16 protein-coding genes are annotated in these 15,223 nt (G+C 34.7%); 4 read left to right on the top strand and 12 right to left on the bottom strand.

The window, feature by feature from the left end; translation table 11 throughout:
* The first annotated feature begins 38 nt into the window (after positions 1-38).
* The 4 genes from BUA03_RS13005 to msrB all read left to right on the top strand — a co-directional run bounded on the left by BUA03_RS13005 (position 39) and on the right by msrB (position 3,562).
* Positions 39-1,028: a phosphotransferase gene (locus BUA03_RS13005; RefSeq protein WP_066082707.1), complete on the top strand. Its 990-nt coding sequence runs from the start codon at positions 39-41 to the stop codon at positions 1,026-1,028.
* Between the two features lie 247 nt (positions 1,029-1,275).
* On the top strand, positions 1,276-2,238 hold the full coding sequence (locus BUA03_RS13000; RefSeq protein ID WP_066082709.1) for a nucleoside hydrolase: 963 nt from the start codon (positions 1,276-1,278) through the stop codon (positions 2,236-2,238).
* A gap of 143 nt (positions 2,239-2,381) precedes the next feature.
* Positions 2,382-3,014, top strand: coding sequence for a peptide-methionine (S)-S-oxide reductase MsrA (gene msrA, locus BUA03_RS12995; RefSeq protein ID WP_175542106.1), 633 nt, complete (start codon positions 2,382-2,384; stop codon positions 3,012-3,014).
* Between the two features lie 5 nt (positions 3,015-3,019).
* Complete coding sequence (gene msrB / locus BUA03_RS12990; protein WP_066082712.1) at positions 3,020-3,562, top strand: peptide-methionine (R)-S-oxide reductase MsrB; 543 nt, start codon at positions 3,020-3,022, stop codon at positions 3,560-3,562.
* 79 nt (positions 3,563-3,641) lie between these two features.
* On the opposite strand, the gene BUA03_RS12985 is transcribed toward msrB, so the two are convergent.
* From BUA03_RS12985 to BUA03_RS12930, 12 genes are all read right to left on the bottom strand, one after another.
* The gene (locus tag BUA03_RS12985; RefSeq protein WP_066082714.1) at positions 3,642-4,331 is read right to left on the bottom strand and encodes a haloacid dehalogenase type II; all 690 of its coding nucleotides are present in this window, start codon (positions 4,329-4,331) and stop codon (positions 3,642-3,644) included.
* Positions 4,332-4,345: 14 nt separating this feature from the next.
* Positions 4,346-5,374, bottom strand: coding sequence for a glycoside hydrolase family 113 (locus BUA03_RS12980; protein ID WP_066082717.1), 1,029 nt, complete (start codon positions 5,372-5,374; stop codon positions 4,346-4,348).
* 67 nt (positions 5,375-5,441) lie between these two features.
* Positions 5,442-6,122 carry a hypothetical protein gene (locus BUA03_RS12975; RefSeq protein ID WP_066082719.1) on the bottom strand — a complete coding sequence of 227 codons (681 nt, stop codon included), beginning with the start codon at positions 6,120-6,122 and terminating at the stop codon, positions 5,442-5,444.
* A gap of 129 nt (positions 6,123-6,251) precedes the next feature.
* Positions 6,252-6,800, bottom strand: a complete 549-nt coding sequence (locus BUA03_RS12970; protein WP_066082720.1) for a carboxymuconolactone decarboxylase family protein — start codon at positions 6,798-6,800, stop codon at positions 6,252-6,254.
* 98 nt (positions 6,801-6,898) lie between these two features.
* Positions 6,899-7,744, bottom strand: coding sequence for a helix-turn-helix domain-containing protein (locus BUA03_RS12965; RefSeq protein WP_072675746.1), 846 nt, complete (start codon positions 7,742-7,744; stop codon positions 6,899-6,901).
* A 73-nt stretch (positions 7,745-7,817) separates the two neighbouring features.
* Positions 7,818-8,087, bottom strand: a complete 270-nt coding sequence (locus tag BUA03_RS12960; protein WP_066082722.1) for a hypothetical protein — start codon at positions 8,085-8,087, stop codon at positions 7,818-7,820.
* A gap of 23 nt (positions 8,088-8,110) precedes the next feature.
* Positions 8,111-8,692, bottom strand: coding sequence for a sigma-70 family RNA polymerase sigma factor (locus BUA03_RS12955; RefSeq protein ID WP_066082724.1), 582 nt, complete (start codon positions 8,690-8,692; stop codon positions 8,111-8,113).
* Entirely contained in the window at positions 8,679-10,058 is a 1,380-nt protein-coding gene (locus BUA03_RS12950) for an MptA/MptB family glycosyltransferase (RefSeq protein WP_066082726.1), read from the bottom strand. The genes BUA03_RS12955 and BUA03_RS12950 overlap by 14 nt, the downstream gene beginning before the upstream one ends.
* Entirely contained in the window at positions 10,055-11,536 is a 1,482-nt protein-coding gene (locus BUA03_RS12945) for a cellulose synthase family protein (protein WP_066082728.1), read from the bottom strand. The genes BUA03_RS12950 and BUA03_RS12945 overlap by 4 nt, the downstream gene beginning before the upstream one ends.
* 1 nt (position 11,537) lies before the next feature.
* Positions 11,538-12,230 carry a glycosyltransferase family 2 protein gene (locus tag BUA03_RS12940; protein WP_066082730.1) on the bottom strand — a complete coding sequence of 231 codons (693 nt, stop codon included), beginning with the start codon at positions 12,228-12,230 and terminating at the stop codon, positions 11,538-11,540.
* A gap of 73 nt (positions 12,231-12,303) precedes the next feature.
* Positions 12,304-13,896 carry a 4Fe-4S binding protein gene (locus tag BUA03_RS12935; protein ID WP_066082732.1) on the bottom strand — a complete coding sequence of 531 codons (1,593 nt, stop codon included), beginning with the start codon at positions 13,894-13,896 and terminating at the stop codon, positions 12,304-12,306.
* Position 13,897: 1 nt separating this feature from the next.
* On the bottom strand, positions 13,898-15,193 hold the full coding sequence (locus tag BUA03_RS12930) for an NAD(P)/FAD-dependent oxidoreductase (protein ID WP_066082734.1): 1,296 nt from the start codon (positions 15,191-15,193) through the stop codon (positions 13,898-13,900).
* Between the last annotated feature and the right edge of the window lie 30 nt (positions 15,194-15,223).

The raw sequence follows: 15,223 nt of genomic DNA, 5'->3' as shown, positions 1-15,223 counted from the left end.
TTTTTTGGCGGGAACGCCCCAATTAAAAAACAGAAAATATGTTTATACTAAATGCAAAAGAGCCAAAAGAATTGGCTGCTTATTTATACCAACAAAAATGGCTACAGGATGGTGAAACAATTGTTTCTGTGTCCAAACCTGGTGAGGGAAATATGAATTGTGTGTTGCGCATAGAAACAGCAACACGCTCTTTTATTATCAAGCAATCTAGGGGTTATGTAGAGAAATATCCTCAGGTTTTAGCACCTGCAAAACGAGTACTTACCGAAGGTGCTTTCTATAAAAAAATTGCTATTGCTAACAAAGTGCAGCAAATTATGCCAACACTTTTAGGTGTTGATGCCGTAAATAATTTGATTGCTCTAGAGGATTTAGGGAACTCTAATGATTATACTGTTTTGTATGATTTAAAAGAAAAAATTCAAGAAAAAGAGTTACTTCAGTTAGTGAATTATTTGAATGGTTTGCACCAAAGTTTTCAAAAAACGGTTGTGGATGATGAACTAGCAAATACAGAAATGAGAGCGCTGAACTATGAACATCTTTTTGAGTATCCTTTTAAAGTAGAAAATGGATGTGATTTGGATTTGGTTCAGGCCGGTTTGCAAGCTATTGCGATGCCTTATAAAAAAGACAGCGAAATAAAAGTCAAAATGGAGCGATTGGGTTCGTTGTATCTTTCAAAAGGGAACTATTTATTACACGGGGATTATTATCCGGGAAGTTGGTTAAAAACCACTGAGGGAATTAAAGTTATCGATCCAGAATTTTGCTTTTATGGCTTACGAGAATTTGATATGGGTGTATTGCTCGCCCATTTGTATCTGACGCAACACCCGGAATCAACAATTGCTTTTGTAGCGGAAAACTACCATTCTTTTGACGAGTTAAACACAACTATTTTGAATGGTTTTATTGGAGTAGAAATTATGCGCAGGATCATAGGATTGGCACAACTGCCTTTAAAAATGGATCTAAAAACCAAAGCCGATTTATTGACGTTTGCTCGAGAATTGATTTTAAAATAATTAATTTTTGGATTTAAGGACCAAAGTTATGATGGCTAAATGGCTATTTGTTGCAACGCAGAAGCTAGGAAAGAGCACTGCAGATTCCCAGCTATTAAAAATCAATCTAAAGTCTTTAATCTGGGAAAAAAAATGATTTTAAATGTTTGATTGAACGAATACGATGACAAGTGAAAAATCAAAATAATTAAGAAAATAAAATAATTCAGCGAATCTGCGTAGAAAAAAACTTAAAAAAAAATATCTTATGAAAATCAAAATAATACTAGTTGCGCTTTTGCTTGCGACACAATTACAAGCACAAACCAAAGTATGGTTTGATACGGATCTTATGATTGGAATGCCCGATAAAACACCACGAGAAGTGGATGATGGCATCACATTGATTATGGCTTTGAAACAACCTCAAATCGAGATTGTGGGTATTAGTTCGATTACTTATGTGGATTATAGCTACGGTATTATCAACAAAATATTAAAATGGCATCACAAAGGGGCGACAATTCCAGTATACAAAGGTTCGCCAAAAGCAACTGATTTAGGTGTTGAAAATGACGGAACAAGAGCATTGTATGAGGCTTTAAAAAAAGAAAAGCTAACCATATTGGCCTTAGGTCCCATGACTAATATTGCTACTTTGATTCAGAATCACCCCGATATTATTCCGCAAATCGAGAAGATTTCTATTTGTGCAGCGAGAACGCCCGGCTTGTTGTTCAATCCCGGCAACGGAAAATTGAATGTGTTTGATTACAACTATGAATTTGATACTAAATCGATGGATGTGGTTTTGAATACGCCTATACCACTTGTATTTGCAGGCTATGAACCGAGTTCGTACACTCATATTGGGAATGTCGATTTGGCTAGTTTAGATCAAAACGAAGAAGCTGATAAGTGGTTGTTTGATATTGTACAGCCTTGGATGGAAAAAAACGAAACCTATTTTGGTGTTAGAGGATTTATACCCTTTGACTGTTCCACTTTAGGCGTGATTACCCATCCTGAATATTTTACGTACTATAAAGATATTCCAATCAAAGTAAATTATAAAAAGAACGATGCGCTTGAAGTACAACCTACAGTACCGTTTAAAAATTTCCTAGAAGTGTCTTATAAATATAAAACTAAAAAGAAAGTGGATTATGCCATCAGAGCGTTACAAGGTTTCGAAGAAAAGATTTTAGAGACGTTGAGTGTAAAAAACTAACAAAACTTTAGGATTTGTTTTAAAACCAAATCTAGAAATCATCCGTATATTACCTTAGATGTGAGTGCGGTATACGCATATTATAAAAATGATTTAAAATCAGTAGAATGGATTTTATAAAACAAAAACAAAAATAATAAAAGATGAAAATGAAATTACTAAGTTTTGCCCTTGTGTTGTTTACAATTATAAGTTGTAGCGGACAAACAGAAAAATTGTCTTTAGTACCTAAAAAAGGAAAGGCGGTAGCTGTCTTTGCCTCTGGTTGTTTCTGGTGCACGGAACACGTTTTTGAAGCAGTCGTAGGAGTAGATGAAGCTGTGTCAGGATATACAGGCGGGAATGTTAAAAATCCTAGTTATGAATACGTAGGTTCAAACAGAACTGGACATGCAGAGTCAGTGGCTGTTTTTTATGATCCAAAAGTGGTTTCATATAAAGAATTAGTAACGGTGTTTTTTGCATCACAAGACCCTACAACTCCTAATCAACAAGGACCAGACAAGGGTTCTTCCTATCGTTCTATTGCTTTTTATAAAAATGCTGCAGAGAAAAAAATAATAGAAGATAAGATTAAGGAGCTTACGGTAAATAAGGTATTTGCTAACCCTATTGTAACAGAGGTAAAGCCGGTCTCTGATTTTTATGAAGCAGAATCCTATCACCAAGATTATGTAAAAAATAATCCAAATCAGCCTTATGTGAAAGGCGTTTCAATACCAAGATACAACAAGTTTAAAAAAACATACAAAGGAAAGTTAAAACCTAAATCTTGATAATTATGAAGCGATACCAACAACTTTTAATACTACCAGCTATAGCTTTTAGCTTTATGGCGTGTATTCAGTCCACTAAAACAGATAAAGCAATTACTGAGACTACAACCACAAAACAACAACAGCCCGTACTATCTTTGACTGATACGTCGTTGAAAAAAGTGGTAAAAACGGATGCCCAATGGAAAAAGGTACTTACAGATAATCAATATTATATCCTTCGTAAACAAGGAACAGAACGACCTTTTCAAAATGAGTTTAATGACAATCATAAAAAAGGAAATTATTTTTGTGCTGCTTGTAAATTACCCTTGTTTTCGTCCAAAACAAAATTTAATTCAGGAACGGGATGGCCTAGTTTTTATGCTCCAATAAATAATAATAGAGTTAAAGAAGTAGTTGACAAAAGTTTGGGAATGGTTCGTGGCGAAATAGTTTGCGCGCGTTGTGATGGTCATTTAGGACATCTTTTTGATGATGGACCTAAACCGACAGGATTGCGTTATTGTATGAATTCTGGAGCGATGCTATTTCAAGAGTCAAAATAAATTGTGGTTAATTATTTGTTCAAAAAAAGGGCGTTTGTTTCATTTGAAACGAACGCCCTTTTAAGTTTTACGATGCATACTATTTGTGATAAACAGTAATCAATTGTTCTGCCATTGCTAAAATATCTTTCGCTTCAAAATCAGGTTTGTTGGATAAAGTATATAAGGATTGCCCTTCACGAGCAATAAAACAGGTCTTTAAACCCGCATGTGAAGCACCTGCAATGTCCCAACCATGAGCCGCAATCATTAGCATTTCTTTGGGTTGTACGGCTAGTTTTTTTGCTGCCCATAGATAGGTTGCTGCTTCCGGTTTGTACATTTTAAGAGGATCAATACTTAAAGTTTGTTCGAAGTAATCGGTCAAATTTGAATTGATTAACTGTTGCTTTAGTGCATGCGGTGGAGAATTCGTCAAGGTAACTAATCTAAAACCGTGATCTTTTAAGAGTTTCAGACCTTTCTCCACATCGGGGTGGGTTTGCAATGTTTGAATTTTCGAAAGTGCCGCTTTAATTTCATCATCACTAACTTTTATATGCAGGGATGTGGCCGCCATAGATAAGGTTGCTCCAGCAATTGTCCCAAAATCATGATACGCATCAATACTATTAGATACAATGGAGTAGTGCAATAACATACCAAACCAGATTCTAAATCCTTGCTCATTATCAAGGAGCGCATTAACTGATTTTTTTAAAGGAGTCATGTCGAGTAAAGTTTCGTTTACATCGAATACGAGGACTGGTTTATTTTTGTGTGGAGTCATTTTATTATTTTAAATTATTGGTACCATTTTTTAATGGTTTCAAGGGCAGGTTTTTCCTGTGGTGTGTAATCAATACTATTTTTTGGTTCTTTATGATACGCATCAGCATACCATTTCCAGGCAAATCCACCCGCAAACCACTTCTTTTGGGTTAATGTTTGAAATAAAGATTTATAGGCATTGGCTTGCGCCAAATTATTAATGCCACTTTGATTTTCTTTCCAAGGTTCTTTGGCTGCTTGGTCGGAATTGCGATAACCAAATTCTGTAAAGAGTATTTTCTTGCTGGTTTTAGTGTGCAGCTTTTCCATTTTTAGGATGTGCTGCTGCCAAGCTTCATTAAGATCAGCAACTGCGGGTGTTGTGGCATCAGACAAAGGGAAATAGGCATCAATCCCAATGTAATCCAACTCATCCCAGAAAGGAACTTTATCAAAATCATCCCAGTTTGCGGCATAGGTTAATTTTCCAGTGTAGAGTTTTTTAATTTTATGGATTAGTTGCAACCAGTATTCTGGTCTTTTGGCCACTGAATTTCCTAGTTCGGTACCAAAACAAAATAGTTCGATGTTTTCTTGCTGGGCTAATTGAGCAAAATCAAGAATGTACTTTTCATAATTGGCTTCCCATTTTTTCCATTCGGCATCCGTTGAAAAATCTAAATTTCCCGTATAAAAATTATGATTTACCCAAAGATGTGGTTTTAGCATAACCGTCATTTTATACTCATGCGCCAGTTGATTACTAGCTCTAATGCCTTCCGTTCTTTCGCCCCACCATTGTCTTTTATTATTATAATGAACAGAAGCATTTTCGACGTCAACAAAAGCATACGGAATTAAAGAGATCGAATTGATATGATGTGCTTTCAATTCGTCAAAAGTGGTGTTTTTTAACTCTTTGATGGGTGCAACTAAGTTCATTCCTTTGTATTCTAATTTCGTTTTAAAAGAGGTTGCTTCAACCGCAGAGGAATGATAGAAAGAAAATCCGCTCGCGATGATCAGTAAAAATACGGCGAGTATAAAAAAGGTTTTCTTCATAATCGTAAAGTTACTTATTAAAAAGAGGATACTACCTTCGATGTAAAAATTAATATTTTTGCAGGTTTTAGAATCGGTTAATTTCCTTTTGATGCAACGAATTTTTAAAAATAAATTTTACCGTTTGAACTGTGGCTAAAAACAAGAATAAAATCATAAAAACGGGATTAATGTAAGAACTTACTTTTATTTGATTTGCTACAATTAAAAATTGTCCAACATGGGCAAAGAGAAACATTCCTAAACTAGTTCCTAATAAAGCGCCAAGTATGAATTTATTAGTAGTTTTTATTTGATCGTCTAATTTGGCTGTTCTGAATAGATAGATATAAATTCCAGACCAATAGGGCCATTGGATAAAATTCAGCAGATTTAGAAATACAGCCAATAGAAAAGGATATTGAATCAGTATTAGATTCGAAAGACTGACATTTTGTTCATTAGTACTACTAATCATGAAATATAAGCCAATGAATAAAAGAAAGAGTATGGTAAACAGGTCGATAAATAACAGTAATTTCTTTTGGTTGACGAGCCAGCGCGCTATTTTATAAACCATTTTCAAAACAAAATATTGAACAAATATAATTCCTAAAATAAAGGACAGTGACGCCCAATTCCCTTGTTCCAATAAAATTTGCAAACTAATTACGTTGGTATAACCAAGTGGTAAGGCGCCTAGTAAACTAATTGAAAACCCTAATACCATTGGTTTTTTTTTAGAAAATAAAACAGTAATCAAATTCATATCTATGTAGGTTTGTTTCTACTACCTGTACAGACATGCAATTTGCTAATTCCTGACGATAGTAGATAAAAAAAAACCAATACCTGTATTAGAGGCTTATTGGTTTTTAAAATATAGATAAAGTGCAACTTATTTTTTCCAAGCTCTTGCTGTAAAAGGAGCTTCTAATTCCGGATTGGTACTATGGTTTGAATAATTGCTGATTAATTTGACAGCAATACCGGCTAAAATTCCCAGAACATGTTGCTCCGTGTAACCTAAAGCTAAGAAAGCATCTACTTCTTCTTGCGGAACAATTCCTCTATTTAAAGAAAGGGAACGCGTTAATTTTGACAATTGCTTTAATTTAGGATCTGCAATTTCTGCACCGTTTCGAATAGCATCTGTAATTTCTGTTGGAACCTTAGCCATATCTGCCAACGTGCTATGAGCAGCAACACAATATTCGCAATTGTTTTCATAGGCTGCCGTCAGGAATACTACCTCTTGCTCTGTTGCATTGAATCCAGCATTGGCTCTAAAGCTGTTATAAGAGTAGATATAAGCATCTAACAAAGCGGGATTTGCTCCCATTGTTTTATACATGTTGGGAACAAAACCAAAGGCTTTTTTTGTTTTGTCGAAAATCTCTTGTGTTATTGGAGAAATGTAATTATTCTCTAGTTTTAAATGTGCCATTGTATTTGTTTTTTAATTAATAGAATCGTTTTTTATTAACGATACAAAGGTCTGATGAATGCTAAAATAAAACCTGGACAGGAAGTTCAACTAATTGCTTATTTGGTCCAAACGGTAGTTCGAGGGAGAACTACTGATTTTTTATGGAAAAGCTTAGAAAAGTTAGCCAAATCAGTAAAGCCACAATCAAAAGCAATATCCGTAATACGTTCCTCAGAAATGCGCAAAAGCTCGGCCGCTTTTTCTAATCTTTTAGTGCGAATGTAACGGGCAGGAGTGTCATTATAATTTTTTTTGAATTCTCTTTTAAAGGAGGATAAGCTCAAATGAGTCATTTCTGCTAATTCTTCTGTGGTGAAATGGTAGTAAAGGTTGCTTTCAATAATTTGCTTGAAACTATAACTGCTAGGAGAAAATAGCTGCGATAATATTTGTTGAATAAGAGGCGCATTTTTTGTTTGGCATAATAGTAGAATGATTTCTTTTAGTTTAATAATCAATAAATCTTCATTAGTAAGGCTTGGATTGTCAAAATAAAACAACAAACTCTCTATGTATTTCTCTATTAGAAAATCATTGTTAATTGTACTCAAGTCAATATTTGAGTCTAGAATAGTAGGCCGTTGAAAAACTTTAGGTAAGTCGGTATCGTATATTTTTTTTAATATTTCAGGATGAAAATGAATCACAACAATTTCGTGCTTTTGAGCTCTAGCCGTACTTTTTATTTGACCGAAATATGAACCACATTTTAATAAAAGAGCATCATTTTGTGGAATAATAACGTTTAAATTTGGAGTGTCATAATTGATTTGTCCTTGCAACATGTAGAGAAAACAGGCTTCATCTGGCATTGGATTTGGAATCTTAAAAGGCGCTTGAATGAGTAGCTTTTCAAATATTTTTTTACCAAAGAGTTCGTATCTTTTTCGTTCTAATATCATCTTAAAGATCCTATTTTCTTTTTTTAAAAGAGTTAGAACGTGTACGGAGGAATTCTTAACTAATTAAAGCACATTAAATTTTCTTAATGGCTTCAATGATTTTATTTTTCTTGTCTTCGTCTAACGTAGACATTTTTTTATTGGAATCAATTGCAAACCATTTGCCTATGAGGGCATCAAGCAATTTGGATTGTTTTTCGTACGTATTACAAGTTCCGCAAATGGCTTTATGCGCTTGTAATTGCAACTTTTCTTTCAACGTTAAAGGAGTGAACATTTGTTTGTCGATTAACTCTGTTGTCTTTTTACAGGGTCTCAACAATGTTCTCATTACTTTATTCATATTCTTCGAATATTAAAGTTTGGTTAAACCCATTTCAATTCCAGACATTTTTTTAGCAACAGTTTGGATCGATGCACAATTTGCCAGTAATTAGACGCAGTAATTTCTAATTCCTGACAAATAGTTTCTGTTTTTTTATCGCTTAAATATTTGGATGTTACGGCTAATTTCCATTTCTGAGGTAGGTCATCCATACAATTTTCCATGATCGAATTGAATTCAGGATTGTCTAGTAATTCTTGGTCTTGATCCCAAGCGGCATTGATATCATTCGTTTTCCAGCATCCGTGCGTATTAAAAAGCCCATCCGAAAGTTCATAACCACTATTTTCGGTCAAACTGAAGTTTTTCTTAGTGGTTCGAGCACTTAATCGATAATAATCAATTACTTTATTGTTGAGTATGGAGAACAACCAAGTTTTAGGTTGGCTTTTGCCTTGAAAAGTATCTATTTTATGAAATGCAGCCAAAAAAGTATCTTGTACTAAATCCTCAGCAACTTCCTTGGAAGATGTTTTGAAAAACGCCCAAGAATAGAGTTCATCACTAAATTGATTGACCCATTGTTCTAGAATTGATTTTGGATTTTCTTTAATTTGGTCCATTAATTTTACCTTTATTATTTAAAAAATCCAAATATACTCTTTTTTCAGACCTTAAAATCTTCCTTTTTTCGTAAAAAAGCAAAAGCATTACCGTACTATATTCGACTGCAAGTAGCCAGTAATTTTCCGAAAACTCTGCTTTTGAATAGGCACTGTAGCTTAAAATAATAGTGTAACTCCATAAAAAAGGATATTTATAGGAGGTAAAAACAGCAATCAAAATTAGATTTATGACATACCAAGGATGCACTGTAGTAGCGGTTAAAAAATAAACGGTCAATGCCAATAGCATACTGTTGAATAAATGAAGACTGTTTTTGTTTTTTTCTTTTAAACTTTGTAAAGCAATAAAAGCGATAATAAAAATAGGGATTATTTTTCCGGTAATGTGAATAATATTATATCCTGTGATCCAGAAACCAATCTGACGAATGATGTAATAAATACTGGCGTTGAATTCAAAATTAGTAAACCACAGTCCTATTGTTTCGCTATAATTTTGGATTAATTCTGTGGAAAGAAAGGGTAGAAAAAGCAACATATTAATACCCATAACAATAGTATAAAACGAAATTGCCTTTTTCCATCCTAATTTTCTAAAAAAAAGCGGTAATAACAGCAATGGCAGTAATTTGACCGAAATAGATAATGCCAAAATCAAGGCGGCTAATTGCCATTTGTTTTGTTCCAAGAGATAAATTGTGCAAACAAAAAAGAAGAGCATGACTCCTTCAAAATGTAAATTTCCAGTAAGTTCAATCAGCACTAAGGGATTAAGAATATACCAGAAAATGCGGTGTTTCTCCATTCCTAAACGGACTAGTAATTTACTACCGAAATATAAAGTTCCAAAATCGGCTGCGATAATTAGTAATCGCATTCCTATTGCTGCTCCTATTATTGTTTGATTACTGAAAAAGGCCGCTACAGCAAATAAAAATTGGTTCACAGGGGGATAATTAGAATAATGTCCGGCGCTTAAACTACCCATTCCGTTATATAAATCGTTTACATTTGCAATAGTAAAGTAGCTTTGGTTGATTAGGTCTTTTGGCAACTGCAAAAAGGGATTCATATTTTCAAGGATGAGGTTTCCATCCCATATAAAACGGTAATAATCTTGAGATAAATTAGGTAATGCCAGTAGAAAAACCAATCGAAAAAGCAGTGCCGCTCCAATTAGAAACGGAAAATTATCTTTTTGAAGTTTGATAAGTTGATAAAAAGAAACAAATAATAAGCTATAAGAAACCAATAAATAGAGGAACTCAGATCGATTTAGACCGTAAGCGATATACGCATAAATAAAAGTGCTTAATGCAAGAAATCCATAAGACTTCGTGTTATTTGAAGCACTCCAACTCATTTATTTACCTGTATTGATTTTATAAATACAAAACTAAAACCAATGAAAAGCATTAAATGCAACGTAATTAAGCTATAGTCATTTAACCGAAAAGCACTATAAATCGCAAAAATAAAATAAAGGATTAAAAGTCCTTCAACAATTATGTTCTTTGAAATAGTATCTGAAATGTAGCTATTCTGTTTCCATTTTTCTTTAAGTCCTTCGATATTCAGCTTTGGAGTGCGTATAAATTCACTTTTCTTACCCCACAAACCTTCTACCACTGCTATAGTGTTGTGAAAAGAAAATCCCATTGCAATGGTGTAAAAGGTAATAAACAAAGGGATGTATTTTATGAAATTTTTGAAGCCTCCGCCATGAATACTTTTGTAGGTGGCCCAATAACTGATGAAAAAGAGGATAGAGGTAATGATGAAAAAGAGTAGCAAGTCAAAAACTTTTTCAAACTGTGCAAACTCATTTCTTATATACAACATGGGCACACTTAAGATTGCCATGGTAAAAATTGCTAAGAACATGCTGCTATTTAATAAATGCAACATGCCATGCGCTTTTGTCTTGAATCCGATGGATTTTGATTGTAGTACACGAATTGCATTTTTGCTAAAATTTTCAGCTCCACCTTTATTCCATCTGAATTGCTGAGAACGTGCAGCACTAATGATGGCTGGCAGTTCAGCAGGAGTAACCACATTTTCCAGATATTTGAATTTCCAGTCTTTTATCTGTGCACGGTAACTTAGATCCAAGTCCTCGGTAAGTGTGTCACTTTCCCAGTTCCCTGCGTCAAGGATGCATTGCTTTCTCCACACTCCGGCAGTTCCATTAAAATTAATAAAATGCAATTTTGAATTGCGTCCTACTTGTTCTAGCGTAAAGTGGGCATCTAGTGCAAAAGCCTGAATTTTTGTCAATATCGAATAATCGCGGTTCAGGTGTCCCCACCGAGTTTGGACTACACCAATTTTAGGATCTTTAAAATAGGGAATTGTTTTGTAGAGCCAGTCTTTTTGAGGAACAAAATCAGCGTCAAAAATAGCAATAAATTCTCCTTTGGCGCTACGCAAACCTTCCTTTAAAGCGCCTGCTTTAAAGCCCGTTCTATTACTGCGTCTCATGTGCTTTATGTCCAGTCCTGACTGTGCGATTTTGTGAATCAAGAGTTCTGTTTTTAGTACACTATCATCTGTGCTATCATCCAGAACTTGAATTTCTAATCTGTCTTTTGGATAATCCATTTTTGCAATAGTGGTTAACAGGCGTTCCACCACATATTTTTCATTATATATAGGAAGTTGTATCGTAACCAAGGGAATTTCATTTGGATTTGAAAGGTCAAATTGTACCGACTGATCCGCACGCTTTTTACTTCTTAAATAATTCAGTAGTAAGTTAAAGTGAGCCAAACTATAGAAAAATAAAAGCAAAATCGATATGCTATATAGAATTACAATTATAAATGAAAGTAGTAACATGCTATTGTTTAAAGGTGTATTTGAAAATCCATCCTATTATTTTTATTCCCGCCATAATAGTTCCTTTCACTGTTCCTGATACTTTTGAAATACCTATTCTATTTTTATAGCGAACCGGAATTTCTATGTAGGACATTTTTTGTTTGAGAACCTTAAGTTGCATTTCTACGGTCCATCCATAGGTTTTATCTTCCATGTTTAAAGCGACTAATTTTTCATACTTAATCGCTCTAAAGGGACCTAAGTCTGTAAATGTAGCATTAAAAAATCTTTTCATTAAAGTTGTTGCCAGCCAATTTCCAAAAACCTGCTGTGGTGTCATCGAATGTTTGTCTCTGAAACGGGCTACTCTTGCACCAATAACAAAATCAATATCGTCCATTATTATAGGAGCAATAATTTGAGTCAATTCTTGAGGATAGTCGGAATAGTCTCCATCCAAAAAAACAATAATATCTGGCTTCGTTTCTAGTTGCGCAATGTATTCCATTCCTTTAAGGCAAGCATAACCATATCCTTTTCTGTTTTCAGAGAGTACTGTAGCACCTGCATTTTTGGCGACTTTAATCGTATTATCTGTCGAATTATTACTGATAACAATAACTTCTGAAACACTAGATGGAATATCTTGGATTACATACCCTATGGCTTTTTCCTCATTGTAAGCAGGAATAATTACTTTAATATTTTTCATATTTTTTTTTAAGTCGCTTTAAAAAAGACTGATTTCCTCTGCGAAAATAAGGATTAATGTAAAAAGGAATTCGTTATTTTTGGTTTATTAAATCCATTAAATCAACATCATTTCCTAACAAAATTTCATTCGAATTGATTCTGCCAGCAGGCGTATCGTTTTCCAATTTTAATACACCTCTAGGACATACGGCTGCACAAATGCCACAACCTACGCAAGAAGAACGAACAATGTTTTCTCCTTTTTGAGCATAACTGCGCACGTCAATCCCCATTTCACAATAAGTAGAACAGTTCCCGCAAGATATACATTGACCACCATTAGTAGTTATTCTGAATTTTGAAAATAATCGTTGCTGTAATCCTAAGATTGCTGCCATAGGACAACCAAATCGACACCAAACGCGATTGCCTAGAATTGGATAAAAGCCCACACCTACAATGCCACTAAAAGCAGCTCCAATAGCAAAACCATACCATTCCCTTAACGAATTGCTGTCAATAAAAAGAATGTTTTGATTCCCTGAAAAATAATTAATCAACAATGAAATGATAATAATAGCCACTAAGGAGAGCATGGTAAAAACAGCATCTTTATCTAAATCTTTTCGTTTAAAAAGGTATAATGCTCCAGTAAAAACAAGTAAGAAAGCAACAATTCCCCAAATAAAATGGTCTTTTGTAATAAAGCTCATCTCGGTATTATTAGATAAAAAAGTAAAGATAACGGCAATGGTCATTACAAATGAAAAAACCAATACCGAATGGATCATCCAGCGTTCTATTTTCCATACCGTATCAGTCTTATTGGATAAATGTCTAAAGCTATCTCCAGCAGTCTCCGCCAGACCACCGCAACCACAAACCCAAGAGCAATACCAGCGTTTTCCATAGAAATAGGTTAGAATAGGAGAGATAATAAAAATCATCGCTATTCCAAAAAATAACATAAACAAACCCAGATTACCTCCTTCGAGCATCCCTTTTAAATGCCAATCATTAAAGAAATAGTAATTCAATGGCCACATGTTTTTCAAATCCTTGGTGAAATAGGCTTTCTCTGGATTCAGTTTTTCTAATATTTCAGGAATCAAAAAAGCAAATCCTAACTGAAAAAACATCACTGATATTGTACGTATTAATTGGTACTTGTTATGCCGGTATTTCAAGATAAATTTATAGCCCAAACCCAAAATAGCAATGGTATATAATGTGCCATATACAAACCATTGGCTGGCTGGCTTTCCATTTAAAATATAACTTAAAGGGTCAAAAAAACCAACGATTCCAGTGCTTTTCCCACCTTCTTGATTGAGCCCTAAGTATTGCGGATACCAGTATAAAACAATATAAAAAGAGGTCAGTATAATACCCGTCATCCAAGCCCAACTACCTCTATTTGTTAAGTCTTTATGCCAAATTCCGTTGTTTTTTATTCCTTCAGGTTGGTTAAGATAGGTTCTATTCGCATACACTATTATTCCCGTAAAAATAGCAAGGATTGATCCAGCAAGCCATAAACCTTTATTAGGGAATGAAACATTAAATAAAGCCAATGTCATGATGAAAAGTCCAAGCAATCCTAGCGTAACTCCTAATTTCTGGATTCCGTCCATATCCTGGTTCTCATGAGAGGCGATAGATATATTTTTAATTGATTTGCTCATGTTATATTGTATTTACACCAACGAAGTGGCTGCTAAATTGCTTTTGGATTTCTTTTTCGTGTGATTTGAAAAATTCGGGATCAAAATTAGCTTTCGCTAAATTTTTCATAACATAATCCACCGTTTCTTTGTTGGTCAAGACTTTATCAAAGAACTCATGGCGCAGGCGGATTCCAAAAGTATTAATTCCTAAAAAAGTACGGTCTTTTTTGTCAAATGAAATTCGGATTGCTTTTTTACCCGATTGATGTTCCCAATAAAAGTGCTCTTCATTTTCTTTGGCGGCAGCCCAAACCCATCCGTAGGTTTGGTATTCGATGTCTAAAAATTTGGCCGAATTGAACCAATGTCCTGGTTTATAAGCGGTGCGCGTTCCTGTTAATGTCTGTGCTAGTGCCTCTCCCATCATGCGGCCCGTATACCAAACGGCTTCGATGGGTCGGCGTAAATCAATGGCTTCACGTTGTTCCGCACAATCGCCAATCGCATAAATATCTTTTATATTTGTTTCTAAGAAACGGTTTACTTTCACACCTTTTCCTAGTTCAATTCCAGAATCTTTTAAAAAATCAATATTAGGGGAAACACCAGCGGTCAGCCCAACAATTTCACATTCGATAGTTTCTCCTTTATCGGTAACGATGGCTCTAGCATGTCCTTTTTCATCGGAAAGAATTTCGACCATATTGGTATCTAATCTTAAATCGATGTGATGTTCCAGTATGTGCCGGTTGATCATTTGGCTTTCGCCGAAAGGCAAAACGCCATCCCAAAAACTTTTTTCCCGAACCAAAAAAGTAACAGAGATATTGCGAGACCGCAGCATTTCAGCTAATTCAATACCAATTAAACCGCCGCCCACGATCACCGCACGTTTTGTGTTAGGCGCCCAGTTTTCTAAAGCTTCTAAATCCCGTTTATGATAAAGACCAGTAACGCCTTGTAAATCTTGTCCCGGCCACCCGTATTTATTGGGTTTTGACCCCGTAGCCAGTACTAATTTATCGTAAGTTAGTTTGTTGTTGTTCTCAAAAATAATTTCTTTTGAATCAGGAACTACGGTGGTTACTATTCCTTGGACGAGATCAATTTTGTTTTTTTTCCAAAAATCATTTTCATAAGGTTGTGTATGTTCCCATTTCATGTGACCCATAAATACATACATCAAGGCGGTGCGAGAGAAGAAAAACTCATTTTCGGAGGAGACAATAGTAATTTTCGAATCCAATTTTTTTCGAATGTGCTGTGCGAGTGTAACTCCAGCAATACCGTTACCAATAATGACAATATGTTCCATATAAAATGAATTTGTTCGTTAGCTGTTTAA

Origin of the sequence: Flavobacterium fryxellicola (assembly GCF_900143245.1) — a bacterium.
Classification (GTDB): Bacteria; Bacteroidota; Bacteroidia; order Flavobacteriales; family Flavobacteriaceae; genus Flavobacterium; species Flavobacterium fryxellicola.
Note: the sequence above shows the minus strand (reverse complement) of the source record. Positions and strands in the feature narration are given on the sequence as shown.

Coding starts and splice junctions, on each gene's coding strand:
- BUA03_RS13005 (WP_066082707.1), top strand. CDS start 39: ATGTTTATACTAAATGCAAAAGAGCCAAAAGAATTGGCTGCTTATTTA.
- BUA03_RS13000 (WP_066082709.1), top strand. CDS start 1,276: ATGAAAATCAAAATAATACTAGTTGCGCTTTTGCTTGCGACACAATTA.
- msrA (WP_175542106.1), top strand. CDS start 2,382: ATGAAAATGAAATTACTAAGTTTTGCCCTTGTGTTGTTTACAATTATA.
- msrB (WP_066082712.1), top strand. CDS start 3,020: ATGAAGCGATACCAACAACTTTTAATACTACCAGCTATAGCTTTTAGC.
- BUA03_RS12985 (WP_066082714.1), bottom strand. CDS start 4,331: ATGACTCCACACAAAAATAAACCAGTCCTCGTATTCGATGTAAACGAA.
- BUA03_RS12980 (WP_066082717.1), bottom strand. CDS start 5,374: ATGAAGAAAACCTTTTTTATACTCGCCGTATTTTTACTGATCATCGCG.
- BUA03_RS12975 (WP_066082719.1), bottom strand. CDS start 6,122: ATGAATTTGATTACTGTTTTATTTTCTAAAAAAAAACCAATGGTATTA.
- BUA03_RS12970 (WP_066082720.1), bottom strand. CDS start 6,800: ATGGCACATTTAAAACTAGAGAATAATTACATTTCTCCAATAACACAA.
- BUA03_RS12965 (WP_072675746.1), bottom strand. CDS start 7,744: ATGATATTAGAACGAAAAAGATACGAACTCTTTGGTAAAAAAATATTT.
- BUA03_RS12960 (WP_066082722.1), bottom strand. CDS start 8,087: ATGAATAAAGTAATGAGAACATTGTTGAGACCCTGTAAAAAGACAACA.
- BUA03_RS12955 (WP_066082724.1), bottom strand. CDS start 8,692: ATGGACCAAATTAAAGAAAATCCAAAATCAATTCTAGAACAATGGGTC.
- BUA03_RS12950 (WP_066082726.1), bottom strand. CDS start 10,058: ATGAGTTGGAGTGCTTCAAATAACACGAAGTCTTATGGATTTCTTGCA.
- BUA03_RS12945 (WP_066082728.1), bottom strand. CDS start 11,536: ATGTTACTACTTTCATTTATAATTGTAATTCTATATAGCATATCGATT.
- BUA03_RS12940 (WP_066082730.1), bottom strand. CDS start 12,230: ATGAAAAATATTAAAGTAATTATTCCTGCTTACAATGAGGAAAAAGCC.
- BUA03_RS12935 (WP_066082732.1), bottom strand. CDS start 13,896: ATGAGCAAATCAATTAAAAATATATCTATCGCCTCTCATGAGAACCAG.
- BUA03_RS12930 (WP_066082734.1), bottom strand. CDS start 15,193: ATGGAACATATTGTCATTATTGGTAACGGTATTGCTGGAGTTACACTC.